8 protein-coding genes are annotated in these 16,002 nt (G+C 66.1%); 5 read left to right on the forward strand and 3 right to left on the reverse strand.

Going from position 1 to position 16,002, the window contains the following annotated elements; genetic code table 11:
- From QRN25_RS09805 to QRN25_RS09815, 3 genes are all read left to right on the forward strand, one after another.
- The coding region (locus tag QRN25_RS09805; protein WP_502910450.1) for a lysozyme family protein at positions 1-315 on the forward strand (315 nt) is incomplete at its 5' end.
- Positions 316-761: 446 nt separating this feature from the next.
- Positions 762-4,613: a LamG-like jellyroll fold domain-containing protein gene (locus QRN25_RS09810; protein WP_285019221.1), complete on the forward strand. Its 3,852-nt coding sequence runs from the start codon at positions 762-764 to the stop codon at positions 4,611-4,613.
- Positions 4,610-5,311: a LamG domain-containing protein gene (locus tag QRN25_RS09815; protein WP_285019223.1), complete on the forward strand. Its 702-nt coding sequence runs from the start codon at positions 4,610-4,612 to the stop codon at positions 5,309-5,311. The genes QRN25_RS09810 and QRN25_RS09815 overlap by 4 nt, the downstream gene beginning before the upstream one ends.
- 318 nt (positions 5,312-5,629) lie before the next feature.
- Here the strand turns inward: QRN25_RS09815 and QRN25_RS09825 are convergent, their stop codons facing one another.
- Entirely contained in the window at positions 5,630-6,439 is an 810-nt protein-coding gene (locus QRN25_RS09825; protein WP_285019226.1) for a rhamnogalacturonan acetylesterase, read from the reverse strand.
- 440 nt (positions 6,440-6,879) lie between these two features.
- Here QRN25_RS09825 and QRN25_RS09830 point away from each other — a divergent pair, with 440 nt between their 5' ends.
- Positions 6,880-10,236, forward strand: coding sequence for a TonB-dependent receptor (locus tag QRN25_RS09830; RefSeq protein ID WP_285019228.1), 3,357 nt, complete (start codon positions 6,880-6,882; stop codon positions 10,234-10,236).
- 643 nt (positions 10,237-10,879) lie between these two features.
- On the opposite strand, the gene pelA is transcribed toward QRN25_RS09830, so the two are convergent.
- Positions 10,880-12,169, reverse strand: coding sequence for a pectate lyase (pelA, locus tag QRN25_RS09835; RefSeq protein ID WP_285019230.1), 1,290 nt, complete (start codon positions 12,167-12,169; stop codon positions 10,880-10,882).
- A 25-nt stretch (positions 12,170-12,194) separates the two neighbouring features.
- Complete coding sequence (locus tag QRN25_RS09840; protein WP_285019254.1) at positions 12,195-14,795, reverse strand: glycoside hydrolase family 3 C-terminal domain-containing protein; 2,601 nt, start codon at positions 14,793-14,795, stop codon at positions 12,195-12,197.
- A 112-nt stretch (positions 14,796-14,907) separates the two neighbouring features.
- On the opposite strand from QRN25_RS09840, the gene QRN25_RS09845 reads away from it, so the two are divergent.
- Entirely contained in the window at positions 14,908-15,984 is a 1,077-nt protein-coding gene (locus QRN25_RS09845; RefSeq protein WP_285019232.1) for a LacI family DNA-binding transcriptional regulator, read from the forward strand.
- Positions 15,985-16,002 lie beyond the last annotated feature (18 nt).

The following is a 16,002-nucleotide window of genomic DNA, read 5'->3' on the forward strand; positions in this document are numbered from 1 at the left end:
CACCGGATTCTCATCTTGATTGTCGCGCTTTCTCATCCAGATCGCCGCGCGACACTCGTGGGGCGCGAACCTGCATTGGTCCGCAAATGGCTGATCCACGACCCCTGCTTCAACGTGCAAGCGGCAAAATGGATATTCCTGTCCGGGCTCCGAGCAACTCATGACTACTGGAAAGCTGTAGGCGTATACCACAGCCCGACACGCGAGCGGCAGCTGCGATACCGCAAGAGTGTAGCGCAGCACCTGGTGTCCAGATTTGGCGCAACGATATTCCCACATGCAAATATCTCACCCGAACTGACACTAACCAAGTAAGCTAGGTCAGGCGCTTTGACCTGCCTGCGCGCCCCGATGGCGATAGCGCGTATGGCCGCTTGCGGAACGGAGGCTCACCGGCTCAGATTGGCAGATAGCTGCCCGTCGCCTTTGGTTTGGCGCATCGCCAACAAAGGAGTCTCCGGCCGGTCTGCAGACGCCCCATTTATGCGCCCTCACTAAAGGATGCGAACAGGATAGCCGTCTGCAAACAGCATTGCCGGCTGTGGGAGACGAGGATGACCAACTTCGCGGTGCATCACTTCGGGAACACTTTTGCAATCTCAGGTTGAAGGCGCTCGCTCGAAACAATGACACCGCCCATCAAAACGTCCGTCCGCCACCAGAATTTGCCCTTGCACCTGAATTGATACCGGTGTCATGGATGGGGTTTAAGGCGAATGGGACGGGCCAAGCGTCTGATCCTGCGAGGGAGAGACATCCGCGTGTTGCATACCTTTCGGCGTTTCGTGGCTAATCGGGCCTGTTCTTCCCTCGCTCTGGCCGTGGCCGGCCTGTGTGTCGCGGTGCCCGGCGCGCAGGCGCAGGATGCCGACGGGCTGCTGTTCCGCGCGCCGCTGGACGACGCGTTCGACGCCACCGTCTCCGGCGGGGCGGCGGTGCCCAACTTCAAGAGCGACGTCTCGATCGTGCCGGACGGCGCGGTCAAGGGCGCGGGGCGCTGGACCGACGGCGGCTACGTCGCGTGGGAAGCGCCGGGTAACATGCTGGCGCAGCGCGGCACGCTCTCGTTCTTCTGGCGCAGCCACAAGCCGGTGGGCGAAGCGCCCTTCGTGATCTTCCGCGCCAGCGCGGGCGACCATACGAGCTGGGACATGGCGTTCCTGCGCATCGACTGGAATGGCCACGGCTTCGATGCCTTCGTGACCGACGCCAATCTTTCGCGCGTGCGCGTGAGCTGGAAGATCCCGACCCCGCCGACGCCCGAGGCATGGCACCACGTCGCTTTCGGCTGGGACGAGGCGCAGGGCGTGCGGCTGTTCTGGGACGGCCAGCAGGTCGCCGCGAAGCAGCAGGCGGCGGACCTCGACATGGAACTCGACCAGCTCGGGCTGGCGGGCCGCGTAATCGCGCCGCATCAGGTGCAGAGCCGCTACAACTTCATGCGCGGCTCCGACCTCGACGATATCCGGGTCTACGACCGGATGCTGGACGCGGGCAACGTCGCCCGCCTAGCCGCGCGGCAGGAACCGGCGGTTCCTCCGGCGCCGCCCGCCGCCGATATCCGCGCTGCGTGGCTCCACCGCTTCGGCTGGGACACGGCGGCCCCGCCCGCGCTGGCGGAGGGGACCACCGTGGTGCGCAAGGTGGAATTCGCCGACGCCAAGGATCTCAAGGAATGGATGTGGAAGGGCATCGACGGCATTGCCGAGACGACCTGGCCCGGCGTCTACAACCGCTCCCGCCTGCCGGGGCGTGACGACTATTTCCAGCTCCCCGACTGGAACGTCTATGTCGAGGGCGGCAAGACCTACGAACTGACGCTGCCGCAGGATGCCGCCTTCAATCGCGTGGAGATCCGCGGCGCGGCCTATGGCGCGCTGGAATGGTCGCCGGACGGCAAGGCGTCATGGAGCAGGCTCGCGACGCGGCCGAAGGGCGTGGTGCGCTCCGCCACGGATACGGCGGTCAAGACCGGCGGCGTGCTGCGATTCACCAACGTGATGCAGGAACAGCCGATCCAGGAGATCTGGGCCTACGACATGCATCCGGGCGAGGTGCCCGCCGGAACCTTTCAGCTCAGCTATACCGTGAACGCCAAGGCCGCTTCCGACCTCGGCGCGCTGGATCGGCTCAACCGCTTCATCGCCGGGCGCTATCCCGCGCATGAACGCGCCACCGTGGTCGCCTTGCCGACGAGCGGCGTGAAGGCGGCGGTCGGCGCGGGCAGCGCGGGCGCATCGGGCACCGCCGCCCGCAGCGCCGACGACCTGCCTCTGGTCCACGTCCTGATCCCGTCGAACTTCGGCGATGCCCCGGCGGACCGTCCGCTGGCGCGCGCGTGGAACTACGGCTGGGAGAACGTGCATGACGGGCTCGACGGCGTGGCGATCGACCTGCCCGCCATCGACGCGAAGCCCGATGCGAAGGGGCTGATCCCGCTCGACATCCGCATCAAGGATCCGATCTGGCCCGAGCGGGACATAATCGACCTGCAGGTCTCGGTCCGTCCCGGACAGCCGCGCACGCTCTGGCTGGACTTGCGCGACCGCATCCTGACCGCCGACAGCCTCTACCTCACCGTCGCCTCCGCCGCGGCCGATTTCGGCGCGACCTCGCTCGACGGGATGAAGGTGCGGATGGTCTTCAAGGACCGCAACGCGGCCATGGCGGAGCATGTCGCCGACCGCTTCAACCAGGTGAAGGACAACTGGGCCTTCTTGGTTGAAGAACACACCGCCTCCAAGCGTGCGGGCCTCTATCGCCGACTTTACGGAGATATCACCGACCTCCTGCGCGTTGACCCGGACAATCTTGAGGCGCGCCGTTATTGGGCCGACATCGGCTACTCGCAGGACCAATTGCCGCCCTTCGTCCAGCCCGAGCCCCCGGCAGGCATGCCGCTCTGGGCCTTCCGCCAGCTCGAAGACCTCAAACTCACGCGCCAGTTCGTGAACTGGTGGATCGATAAGCGGCAGGTGCCTTACGGCGATTTCGGCGGCGGCATTTCCGACGATACCGACCTCACCCAGCAGTGGCCTGGCCTGGCGCTCATGGGTGTCGATCCGGACAAGATCAACGCGTCGCTCAAGGCGCTGTCGGATGCCGTCTACAAGAACGGCATGATCGTGAACGGGCTCAGCTACATCAGCACCGACGAACTGCATGTCTATGAGGAAGGCATCAATTCCGATGCCGAACGGCTCTACCTCAACTGGGGAGAGCCCAAGGCAGTCGAGCGGATGATGGCGACGGTGCGCGGCCTGAAGGACGTGATCCGCGTAAACCCCGCCGGGCACATGCACATATCGTCAAGCTGGTATGGCGGCCGCAAGATCTATCGCGACGAGCCCTGGGCATGGCAGAAGCCCTATGGCTTCGTCATCATGCATACGCCGGTCCTGCTGGGCGTGTTCAACGCCGATCCGACTGCCCGGGGCATGGTCACGGGGCTGATCGACGGGCTGCTGGCGCATGGCAAGCAGGGGGCGGGCGGCCTCTGGACCTTCCCCAACGACATCAGCTTCGATCATGACACCGAGCGCACGGGCGATGGCGGCGGGGCCTCGTTGCCGATGCAGTCAGCCTGGGCGGCGTGGCGTTTCACCGGTGACGAGAAGTACCTGCGCCCGGTGCTGGGTCGTCTCGGCAAGAGCAACTTCGGCCCGCTGACGGAAATCAACGAGAACGCCATCACCGTGCTCGACAAGCGCGGCACGTGGCGTGACGCGGTTCTCAAGGCGGCGGCGGGCGGCAACGACTTCGCCCGGCTCGAGGCGTGGAACACCACGGGCGACCGATCGTGGCTTGAGGCGCTCAACGCGGCGGGCATCGCCGACAAGGCGCAGCACATGTACATGTACACCGAAGGCCACTGGTGGAGCGACCGCGTGGATGCACCCAACGAACTGCTCCAGCGCGAGCGGCTCGGCGGCATCGCGCTCAAGCGCAACCAGACGTATCCGGGCAACGCGGTAAGCTGGCGTTTCGCCGATCCCGAAGCGGCGGTAAAAGTGGCACTGCTTGTGCGTGACGCGATTCCCGACAATTTCACCATTGTCGCCTACAACACGACGGACACCGAACAGCGTGCCGAGATGGGAACTTGGAACGTCACCGCCGGCTTGTGGGAGATGACGCGCGGCCTCTCACCGGAAGGCGGGGACGCGGCAACGAACGGGGCGGAGACACAGCTTGTAGAGCTTGAGAGGGGCGGAGCGCTGCCCGTGGCGTTCGCACCGGGGACCACTACCGTCTTGACCTTCCGCCTGCGCGACAAGGCCGCCACCCAGCCCGAACACCGGCCCGATCTCGGCATCGGACCTGACGACGTGACCCGCCACGGCAGTCGGATCGCCGTCACCGTGCACAGCCTCGGCTCGGTCGATGCCCCTGCCGGGACCGTGACGCTGGAAACGCCGGAGGGCACGGTGCTCGCCTCCGCTCCGGTCGCCGCGCTCGCTGCGCCGCGCGATCTTGCGCCGAGTACCTCCGCGGTTTCGCTGACCGTGCCGAAAGGCGCGCCATCCCTGCTGCATGTGCGGGTTTCGGCGGGCGTGCCCGAAGTGACGCAGCGCAACAACCTCGTGGTGCTTGGCGGGGAGGGTGGCCGATGAACCTGCGAGCAGCCCTGCTCCTTGCCCTTACCGTGCTGTCCGGCCCGGCGATGGCGAAAGAGCGCAGTGTTACCTGGACCTTCGACAACCTGCAGCGCATCGGCAAGCTAAGGCCGCAGGTGCTGGGTGATCCGAAGGTAGAGGACAGCCCCGTTGGCAAGGTGGTCGTGTTCGATGGGGTGGACGATGGCGTCTATCTTGGCCGCCATCCTCTTGCCGGGGCAGCGCAGTTCACGGCGGAGGCGGTGTTCCGGCCGGACGGCGGGGCTTTCGAGCAGCGCTGGCTGCACCTTGCCTCCGACGATCCGTTGAACCAGACACGGATGCTGTTCGAAATCCGGGTCGTCGGTGATTTCTGGTATCTGGACAGTTTCGTGAAGGGGCAGGGCTACTCTCAGGTGCTCATCGACCCGAAGAAGTTGCATCCTGTGGGTCGCTGGTATCACGTGGCCCAGACTTTCGACGGTACGACCTATCGCAGCTATGTCGATGGCGTCCTCGAATGTGAGGCCGAATTGAAGCACTTCTCGCCCCAGATGCCAGGCAGCACTTCGGTCGGCGTGCGTTACACCCGCGTGAACTTTTTCCACGGTGCGGTGCGCGAGTTAAAGTTCACTAACAAGGCGTTAGGGGCTCTGGAGCTTGTCGGGGTTGCCAAGTTCGTTTCTGATGCGCCGATACCGGAGCGCGCGGAGTGACCTTTGACGATTACCGGGCAGCCCGGTGCTGAAGCCGAAGCGGTATCTCCGCCCGCGCGACTCGGGTCGCGGCCCCGTTCGCCCTCGATGCGGGCGCTGGGGCGGCCCGTCTCGGCCTCTCCAAAGGCGATCGCGGCGGCGTCCGTCAGTGCGCAGGCGCGCTTCATTTCGGCGAGGAACGCCATGGTGAAGCGGGGCTCAAACGCCGCACCGGTCGCAGGGTTGATGGCGGCATAGCTTGCCCGTGTCCGCCCATCTGCGCAGCCGATAAGAATGGCGCTGTCAGTCGTTGGGTCGGGAAAGTCAAAGGGTTGCCGGTCATGGCAGCAGCAGCGGCCGCATCTCGGGCACTGCCAGAGACAGTTCGCGCGTCATCATCGTCGCGAAGACGTTCGCGCCCTCGGTGCCGAGGTGGGTGTAGTCGAACGAGAGCTTGGGGCTTGCCATCGGCTGCACCGCGACCTCGGTTGCGGTCGGTGCGGCCGCCGCCGCTGCGGTGCCCTTGGGCACTTGCGCGAAGCGATCGGCGTAGTCGCTGCCCAGTGCTTCGACCAGCCTTGCGCTGTCGCGGTTGAGGTCGAGCAGCGGCACTTTCATCTCGGCCGCCACCGCGCGCGTCGCCTCGGCCCAGGGTTCCAGGTCGTTGTCCAGCCTGCCGTCCCGGAAGATGCGCCGGGTGAGGGGGGTGACCAGCACCGGTATCGCTCCCGCTGCCCGTGCCTCGCGCACATAGCTGCGCAGGTTCTCGGGGAAGCCGTTGTGCAAGTCGGTCGAGCGGCCGGGCTTTCCGGGCTGGTCGTTGTGGCCGAACTGGATGAGCACCCAGGTCTTCTGGTAGCCCTTCGCCTTCATCTCGGACAAGGCGACGTCCCAGGAACCTTCCCAGCGATAGCTGCCAGAAGACCGGCCGCCGCGCGCCAGGTTTACGCAGGCCGCGAATGACGTGACGTGATAGGCGCAGAAGCTCGGCCCCCAGCCGCCGACCACGGCCGTCGTCGAATCGCCGACGAGGATGATCTTCGATGGCCTGATCGGCGTCACCGGCGGAGAGCCGGGCGGCGGCGTCATCTGTGCCTGCGCGGGCACGGCAAGCAGCGCACAGGCTGCAGCGAATATCGCGGATTTCATCAAGCATCCCTCCGGAAACGGGTGTTTTCGGCCATCCATCCAGAGAAATAAGATAGCGCTAACTTTTAACTTGTCCAGACTCGCCGATTGAGGTACGCCTGAGACACAGTCCAGACAAATACTGGCTTCAGGAGGGGTAGGATATGCGCAAGGGCAAAAGGCTTAGCTGACACTACAGCGTAATCGATCCGGTCATCGCGACAGTTCAGTCGCGGGAACGGTCGGCTAACATATCAACGATCGCAGGCATTGCCGTTCTTCGCTGCAGGCGGGTGAGCGGTACTATTACCATTTTTCGCGCGATCGATTGACACCGGTATCATGACAATACGCCGAAGACTTGGAACTTCGGCGCCGGGTTCTTGCGCGCTTCGTTCGCGCACCCGGACCTGGCCCGGCGCCGCGGGGGCGGCGTCCTGGCCCAACAGGGAGAGTAAACGATGTCGAAGTCCATCAGCCGTACCCGCCTTGCGCTCACCAGCGCGATCGTCGCCATTGCGACGGCCGGGGCATTTCCGGCGCAGGCGCAGGATGCGGGCGAGGCAGTGCCGCCCGCAGGCGAGCCGAGCGCGCCCGAGATCATCGTCACCGGTTTTCGCGCCAGCCTCGAAAACGCGATCAACACCAAGCGCAATGCCACCGTTATCGTCGATGCCATCAACGCCGAGGACATCGCCGATTTCCCCGACGCCAACCTCGCGGAATCGCTGCAGCGCATGACCGGCGTGTCAATCGACCGCGACAACGGAGAAGGCCGCACGATCACCGTGCGCGGTCTGGGCGGCGACTTCAACATCACCCGCCTCAACGGGCTGATGGCGCTCTCCACTTCGGGCTCCAACGATTCCGGCACCAGCCCGAACCGCAGCCGCTCGTTCGACTACAACACGTTCGCCTCCGAGCTGTTCAACTCGCTCAAGGTGCAGAAGACCGCGTCCGCCGCCACCGACGAGGGCGCGCTGGGCGCCAACATCGACTTGCAGACCGCGCGCCCGTTCGACTTCAAGGACAGCCGCTTCGCCCTCTCCACCGAGGGCAGCTACCAGAAGAACTCCAAGGCCTGGAGCCCGCGCATCGCCGGTCTCGTCTCCAAGAAGTTCTTTGATGACAGTATGGGCCTGCTCGTCTCGTTCGCCTACAACAAGACGCGCAACGAGCTGGATTCCTACCAGCGCTCGGCAGGGTCATCGGACTACCTCTATCGCGGTTCGGACTTCGCCGGGAACGAGAACCCGCAGCGCGGCGGCTTCTCCGCGCCGGTAGGGACGAACCTGGGCAGCGGCGTGACCAACCCCGAGGCGATCGCGATCCTGACCGGCTCCGACCCCGAGGCTTACGCCAAGCTCTATCCCGGCGCGCCCTACAACACGCCCGGCCGCTTCGACGATTCCACCGTGCGCATTCCGGCGTTGCCCTCGATCCAGCAGCAGGACGTGAAGAACCAGCGCCTCGGCATCACCGCCGCCTATCAGTGGCAGATCTCGAACCGCACCCGCCTCAACGTGGACGGGCTCTATTCGCGGTTCAAGAACAGCAGCACGAAGTATCAGGTCGGCACCGTCGGGCTCAACCGCAACAACACCAACGCGGCTTATGCGACGGCGGGCAACAACCTGGCGCCGACCGCCGCGCGCAACCTCTATCCGGGCCTGTGCACCTCGCGCGCGAGTTCGGACATCACCTACGGGCAGGACTGCGGCGAGAGCCTCTACGGATCGACCCCGGCGTTCGGCACGGCGCTCGACGCCAATGGCAACACGGTCGCCTCGCAGCTGGGGGGCAACATCTTCAGCACCAACCCGAACAACCTCGACCCTTACGACTATTACAACAACCCCAACTCGGTCGGCTACATCCCCTCCAGCAACCGGCTGGCCTATCGCGGCGAGCTGATCGGGCGTCCGGGTGTCGATGTGCTGGATGCCAACGTCGACAACGGCACCGCCAACTACCTCAAGCTGCGCAACGTGGACTGGCGCTCCGCCGCCGACCGGCAGGACTACACCACCAAGTTCTACCAGTGGTCCGCCAACATCGACCACGAGTTCACCGACACCCTGCGCGGCAACTTCGTCTACGGCCAGTCCAAGTCCACCAACGATTCGCAAGGGTTGCTGGTCGAGTTCAACCGCATGAACGCGCCCGAGACTTTCACGTATGACGAGCGTGACGGCGGCTCGATGCCGATCTTCGACGCCGGGTTCGACCTCTCCGACCCGAACAACTGGACGACGGTGAAGGGCTTCTCCGCCATCCGCAACTACAAGCGCACGGTGGACAACTCGCAGAAGTCCGCCAAGGCCGACTTCCGCTGGGACGTCGATCCCGCCTTCGCACTGTCGTTCGGCGGCACCTGGCGCAAGTTCGGGTTCTACACCACCCAGTACGAGCGCCCGGTCGATACCCTCAACCCCACCTTGCTGGAAGCCGGGACCACCGCCGCGCAGATGGGCAAGGTCGTGAACTTCGGGCAGGGGCTCGACGTGCCGGCGGGCACCGCCTCCAGCTTCTACGTGCCCGACATCGAGAAGTTCGCCGACTTGTTCGACTTCACCTGCAACTGCATCAACAAGTGGGGCGACTGGCGCATCTGGAACACCCGCAACAACACCGCGACCTTCGGCGTCAACGAGAAGGAATATGCCTTCTATCTGCAGGGCGACTGGGACCTGACCGTGTTCGACCGTCCGTTCCGTGGCAACGTGGGCACGCGCGTGGCGGTGACGGACCTCGTCTCCACCGGCCGCACCACGGCGGGGCGCGAGATTTCGGGCACCAACAAATACACTGACTGGCTGCCCTCGGTGAACCTGATCTACGAGCCGATCGACGACGTCGTGATCCGCCTTGCCGCCGCCAAGGTCATGGCGCGCCCGCTGCTGGGCAACCTCTCGCCCACGGTGAGCAGCATCTCGATCCCTAACACCGGCGACACCACCGGCGGCACGCTGACGGTCGGCAACCCCAAGCTCAAGCCGTTCTATTCGACCAACCTCGACTTCAGCGCGGAATGGTACTTCGCCAAGGGCGGATTGTTGTCGGTCGCGCTGTTCAACAAGAAGATCAAGTCGTTCCCGCAGACGATCCTGTTCTCCGGTCCGCTTTCACAGTTCCTCGACGCGACGGCGCTGCAGGAACTGCGCGCGCAGTTCACCGATCCCAACCAGCTGGCCTATATCAATGGCGACTACGAAGTCACCGCGCGCCAGTTCCGCGATGCACCGGGCGGCTACATCCGTGGTTTCGAAGTCAGCTTCCAGCAGAACTTCGACTTCCTGCCCGGCTTCCTCAGCCACTTCGGCGGCATCATCAACTATACCCACATTGACAGCAAGCTGACCTATATCCTCGACCCCGGCAGCGCCACCAAGCCGCAGACGCTGGGCAAGGCGCCGTTCCTGGGTGTCTCGCCCGACGCGCTGAACGCCACGCTGTTCTACGAGACCGAGCGCCTGCGCGCCCGCGTCTCGATGGCCAAGCGCAAGGGATACAGCACCACCTATCCGCTGTCGGCCGGCGACTGCGCGCCGGGCCTGACCAATTCTCCCGCCGATCCTTCGGTGGCGGGGACGATCTGCAACAGCCCGCTGATCAACGACTTCGCGTTCAGCAAGGGCACCACCAACATCGACGCCTCGATCAGCTACAAGCTGACCGACTTCGCCACCGTGACGCTGGAGGGGCTGAACCTGACCAACCAGACCAGCAACAACTACGCCTACCAGGATTCGCCGGTGGTCACGAACTACTCCAGTTCCGGCCCGGTCTACCGCGTGGGTCTGCGCGCCCAGTTCTGAACACGGTTCCGATCTGAAGGCTACTCCCCTGCGTGCCGTCGCTCACCCTCGCGGCGGCACGCTTTTTGTTGACATTTATAACCACATAGGTTATATAGCCCAGCATCCGGAGCGGCGAATGATCACGTCGCTCCGGTGTATCGGGTCGGCGTCGTGGGCCGGGATGCGGTTTCAAGCCGCAACTGTGCAAACCACGCGCCCATCGAAGACCCGGACTGTCTCTGCGCTACCGGAAACGCCGTCCATACGTTCCTGCGACACACGGCAGGACATGGGAGGGCCATCCCGGATAGCCTTCGGCCGATAACGCTGCGAACCTTAACGATGGCCACATGGGACAAGTCCGATGGAATACAGATCGAACCGGGCTGCACCGTGAGTTACCCGGCCGCTCGCCAGAGCTTCACGGAAAACAAAACCCCGCGTCCCGGTGACGACGCTCCCGACGCCGACCCGATGTTACCTTCGGATGCGTTGATTTCCCCGGCGTAACGGCCCGCACTCGCCAGCGGGCGTTTCCGCATATCCTCGTCATTGCGAGCGCAGCGAAGCAATCCAGGGCAGTCTTGAGCCGCCCTGGATTGCTTCGCTGCGCTCGCAATGACGAACGGTGGGTGCCAGTTCCTCCCCCAAGGGGGAGGATTTACTCCCGACCCTTCGCCCAGGTCTCATACACTTTCAGCGCCTGTCCCGGCCCGCTGCCGAACCAGCTGTACCCATTGCGCCGTTCCAGGCTGATCTCGTTCACCTCGTCATGGACCGACTTGTCGCGGTCGCCGAACACGGGCCGCCCCGTCTCCATGTCGTAGAACCGCGCCCAGATCGGCCCGGCGCCCGGCTCGTCGAAGAGGTGCTTGCCCGCGATCCCATCGTTGGCCAACCCCCACGCCTTGTCGCGGACAGCGACCGAGCGCAGCCAGGCCGCCCCGTCATGCACTGCCGCCACGACTTGCGGCGAGGGTGAAGGTTGCTGCATCAGCAATATCAGCAGCCGCGCGCTCTCGTTGCTGGAGAGCGCGGCGGGCTCGAAGTTGCGGGCGCCGACGGGTGCCAGCGTAAGCGCGTCATGCTGCTGCGACCAGCCGGTCAGGCTACCGCCTACCCGCACTTGCGTGGCCAGGATCACCGCGATGCCGCGCGCGAAGGCCGCCCTGGTGCTCGCGGCCTCCATCGCGGTCACGAAGGCAAAGTCGCCCTTGCGCGCCGCGACATCACCCAGCAGCGCGAGGACCTGCGCCATGGCGTCGTCGTTGTAGGTCACCGCGTCGTGGTAGCCGCCCTGCAGCGGATAGACCTGCGGCCAGCCGCCATTCGGAAACTGCGCTTCCAGCAGGTATGCCAGCCCCTTGCGGAACGAGGCGCGCAGCCCATCGCCGTCCTTGCCCGGCGCCTGCGCCTGAACGCGGGCGAGGAAGCGCATCTCGTCCAGCGTGGCGTTGTTGTCGATGGTGCCGACGTAGCGCCATTCCTCGCTGGCGCTGACGATGTCCTCGCGGGCGTTGGCGGGCAGGTTCTCATGCGGGACCCAGCTCTGGCCGGGTACGCGCGCCGGGCCGGAGCGGTCCATGTTCTTGCCCCAGCCGCCCGCCGGGGTCTGGAAGCTGACCACGGTGGCGGCGATGCGCCGCGCTTCCGCCCCGGCGTACCAGGCGGAGGGCTTGTCCATCGGCATCCCGCCCCCGCCCGAGGGGCCGGAGGGCGGGTTGCTCGCCGGATGGCTCTTGCGCTCAGCGGCCAGCGCTGCCTTGTCCGCCGCCATCAGCGCCTGCGAGCGGGCGAGGTAACGATCCCACGCCTGCTGCTGCGCGGCGGGCAGGCCATCGATCCGCGCGGCGGTGACCGGCGCGGCCGGGGTCATGGTGCCGATCGTCGCGGCCTGTAGCGGGGCGGCCGCGAGGGCGGTTGCAAGGAGCAGGGCTTTCAGGTTGCTCATGGTTCTCTTTCTCCCTCGAACGTCGTTATTTTGGAAGCGGTATGGCCTTGCCGGTGACGCGGACTTTCGCCCAGCCGCCGGGCGCGCCGGTATCGGGCTGGCCGCCGCCGACCCAGATCTCGATCTCGCTCGGCATCACGCGGCGCGTCCCCGCCGCATCGACGGTGCTGAGCGCGCGCGGATCGAGGGTGAAGCGCAACTCGCGGCTTTCGCCGGGCCCCAGGTGGATGCGGGTGAAGCCCTGCAGCGCATGGCGCGCGGTGCTGCCGGGATGACGCAGGTAAAGCTGCGCGACCTCGTCACCCTCGCGCTTTCCGCTGTTGGTCACCTGCGCCGAGACTTCCAGCGTCTTGCCCGCAACGACCTGCTTCGCGGTCCTGGGCGCAGCGTAGGCGAAGCTGGTGTAGCTGAGGCGATGGCCGAAGGGGTAGAGAGGCTTGTCCGCGAAGTAGCGGTAGGTCCGCCCCTTCATGGCATAGTCTCCGAAGGCCGGAAGCTGCTCGGCGGAGGCGTAGAAGGTCACCGGCAGGCGGCCCGCCGGGCTGAAGTCGCCCGCGATCATGTCCGCCACCGCGCGTCCGCCTACCCCGCCGGGATACCATGCCTCGACGATGGCGGGCAGGTGCCCCTGCGCCCAGTTCACGCTCATCGCGCTGCCGTTCATGAGCACGAGGATCACCGGCTTGCCGGTCGCGTGAAGCGCTTTGAGCAGCCCCTCCTGCGGGGCGGGAAGGTCGAGACTGGTGCGGTCGCCGCCCGCAAAGCCCGGCGCGTTGACGCGCATTTCCTCGCCCTCCAGCTTCGCATTGAGGCCCGCCGCGAAGACGACGAGATCGGCCTTGCGCGCGGCCTCGACGGCGGCGCCTTCCTGTTCGCGCATGTCGGTCCAGAGCAGCGACTGGTCGCCGCGATCGCCCTCCTGCCGTGCCTCGACGACGATGTTGTAGGCCTTGCCCGCGGTGAGGGCGACGCCGTCGTTATGGATCGATGGCGGGTCGCCGAGGTCCCAGGCATCGGCGATCTCGCGCCCGTCCACGGTGATGCGGTAGCCGTCGTCGAGGTTCATGCGGAAGTGATATTCGCTGGTCGCCTCGGGCACGATCCAGCCGCTCCAGCGCATCGCGGTGTTGCGCTGCGCGCGGGCGGGGCGGCCCCAGTCGAAGCGGATGTCGGCGTTCGTGTGGCTGGAGCGGGGCTTGCCTTCGATCACCGTCCCGGCGAATTCAGCGACCGTGACGCCCTTGGCGCTGCACCGCGCATCGACGCAGAGCACCGCGCTGGGCACGGGCTTCAGCGGTGGGCCGACATGGCCGGTGCCTTGCACGTAGTCGATCCGCGCCTTGGGGAAGCGCTGGCGCAGGCCCTCCAGCAGCGTGATGGGCTTCGACGGGGTGCCGTTGTAATTGCCCACCAGCGCATCGACGCTGTCCGCATTCGGCCCGATCACCGCGATCGAGCGCGGCGCCTTCGCCAGTGGCAGCAGCCCGTCGTTTTTGAGCAGCACCAGCGATTCCCGCGCGACCTTGCGGTTGAGATCGGCGTTCGCGGCGGTGTCGTTCTGCGCGGGCGTGATGGCGGAATAGGGCGTCGTCTCTCCGGGCAGGCCGAGGCGCAGGCGGTCGGTGAGGGTGCGCTCCACCGCGCGGTCGAGCACGTCTTCGGGCAGCAGGTTCTGGCGCACCGCATCGACGATGATCGCGGGGTCGGAGGATTTGTCGCGACCGAACTCGACGCAGATGAGGTCGGTTCCGGCGCGCACGGCGCTCGCCGCCGCATCGACGGGATTGCGGCTGTAGGCGTGGGCCTCGGGGTTGAAGAAGTCGACCATCGCCGCGCAGTCGGTCACCACTTGTCCGGCAAAGGCCCAGTCCCCGCGCAGCCGCTGCGCGATGAGGGGGGAGCCGCAGGCGGGCACGCCGTCGATGGCGTTGTAGGCGCACATGATCCCGGCGGGTTTCGCCTCCGTCACCGTGGCGCGGAAGGCGGGGAGGTAGGTATCCTCCAGATCGTAAGGGGAGGGGTGGACGTCCTCGCGGTGGCGGTTGCCCTCGGGGCCGGAATGGACGGCGAAGTGCTTGGCGACGGCGGCGGTCTTGTAGAACGCAGGGTCGCTGCCCTGCAAGCCGCGCACGAAGGATACGCCCATGCGGCCGGTGAGGTAGGGGTCCTCGCCGAAGGTCTCCTGCCCGCGCCCCCAGCGCGGATCGCGGAAGATGTTGATGTTGGGCGACCAGACGGTGAGCCCGCGATAGCGCTTCGAACTGCCGTCGGTGCCGAGCGTCTCGCGGTACTTGGCGCGAAATTCGGTGGCGACGGTTTCGGCGGCCTGCTCGATCAGCGGCGCGTCGAAGGTGGCGGCCATGGCGACGGCCTGCGGGAAAACGGTCGCCTCTCCGGCGCGGGCGACGCCGTGCAGGCCCTCGCTCCACCAGTCGTAAGCCGGGATGCCGAGGCGCGGGATCGCCGGCGCCTCCGACTTGAGCTGCGCGGCCTTCTCCTCCAGCGTCATCGCGCGGACCATTTCGGCGGCGCGGCTCTGGAGTGCGGCGACGCTGGGTGTCTGGGCGCTGGCGATGGTCGGCAGGGCGATGGTCGCCGCGCTCAGCAGTAGCCCGATTCGGTGCATCACGATGCTCTCCCCTGTTATTGACTGATAGCGCTATCAATCGTGCGATCACATTGCAAGCCGCTTGCTGCCGCGTTAGCAGCGAGGGTTCAGGCAGGGAGTTGAGGCACGCATGGCAGACGATATTGGCGGATCGCCCATGCGCCCACGCTCCTCGCGCCGCTCGCGTGCGGGCAACACCATCTCCGACGTGGCGCGCGAGGCAGGGGTCTCGCTGATGACGGTGTCACGCGTGATGAACGGCAAGGCCAACGTGCGCGAGGAAACGCGCGAGCGGGTCGAGGCCGCGATTGAGGCGCTGAACTATTCGCCCAGCGCCGCCGCCCGCAACCTCGCGGCGGCGAGCGAGATTCGTATCGGCCTACTCTACAGCAACCCCAGCGCAGGCTACCTCAACGAATTCCTCGTCGGCAGTCTCGATCAGGCCAGCCGGGCCAACGTGCAACTGGTCGTGCAGTTGTGCGAGAAGAAGGAAGAGCGCGCCGAGATCGTCCAGCGGCTTATCGACAACGGGGTCGACGGACTGATCCTGCCGCCGCCGCTCTGCGATGCCGACGACATTCACCGGCTGCTGCAGGAGGCTGAAGTGCCCGGCGTCGCGGTGGCATCCGGACGGCCGCCGGTGTTCCTCTCCTCCGTCAACATCGACGACCGCGCGGCGGCGGCGGCGATGACGCAGCATCTGCTTTCGCAGGGGCACAAGCGGATCGGGTTCGTCTCCGGCAATCCCGACCAGACCGCCTCGGCGCTGCGCCTCTACGGTTACCTCGATGCGCTGGGGGAGGCGGGGCTGGTGTCGGACCCTGCGCTGGTGGTGGAGGGGCTGTTCACCTATCGGTCGGGCCTCGACGCGGCGCACAAACTGCTGGCGCTGGCCGAACGGCCGACCGCGATCTTCGCCAGCAACGACGACATGGCGGCGGCGGTGGTCTCGGTGGCGCATCGCATGGGGCTGGACGTGCCCGGCGACCTCACCGTGGTCGGTTTCGACGATGCTCCGCAGGCGACCACGACTTGGCCGGAACTGACGACGATCCGCCAGCCCATCGCCGACATGTCGCGCGCGGCAGTGCTGCAACTGGTCGACGATATCCGCACCGCCCGTGACGGACGCCGTCTGGCTCCTCGGCACAGGCAGATGAGCTTCGAGCTGATCCGCCGCGAATCCGACGCGGCGCCTTCGGCCTGATCCGATCGCTCTCACGTT

Source organism: Novosphingobium sp. fls2-241-R2A-195 (assembly GCF_030209485.1).
GTDB lineage: Bacteria > Pseudomonadota > Alphaproteobacteria > Sphingomonadales > Sphingomonadaceae > Novosphingobium > Novosphingobium resinovorum.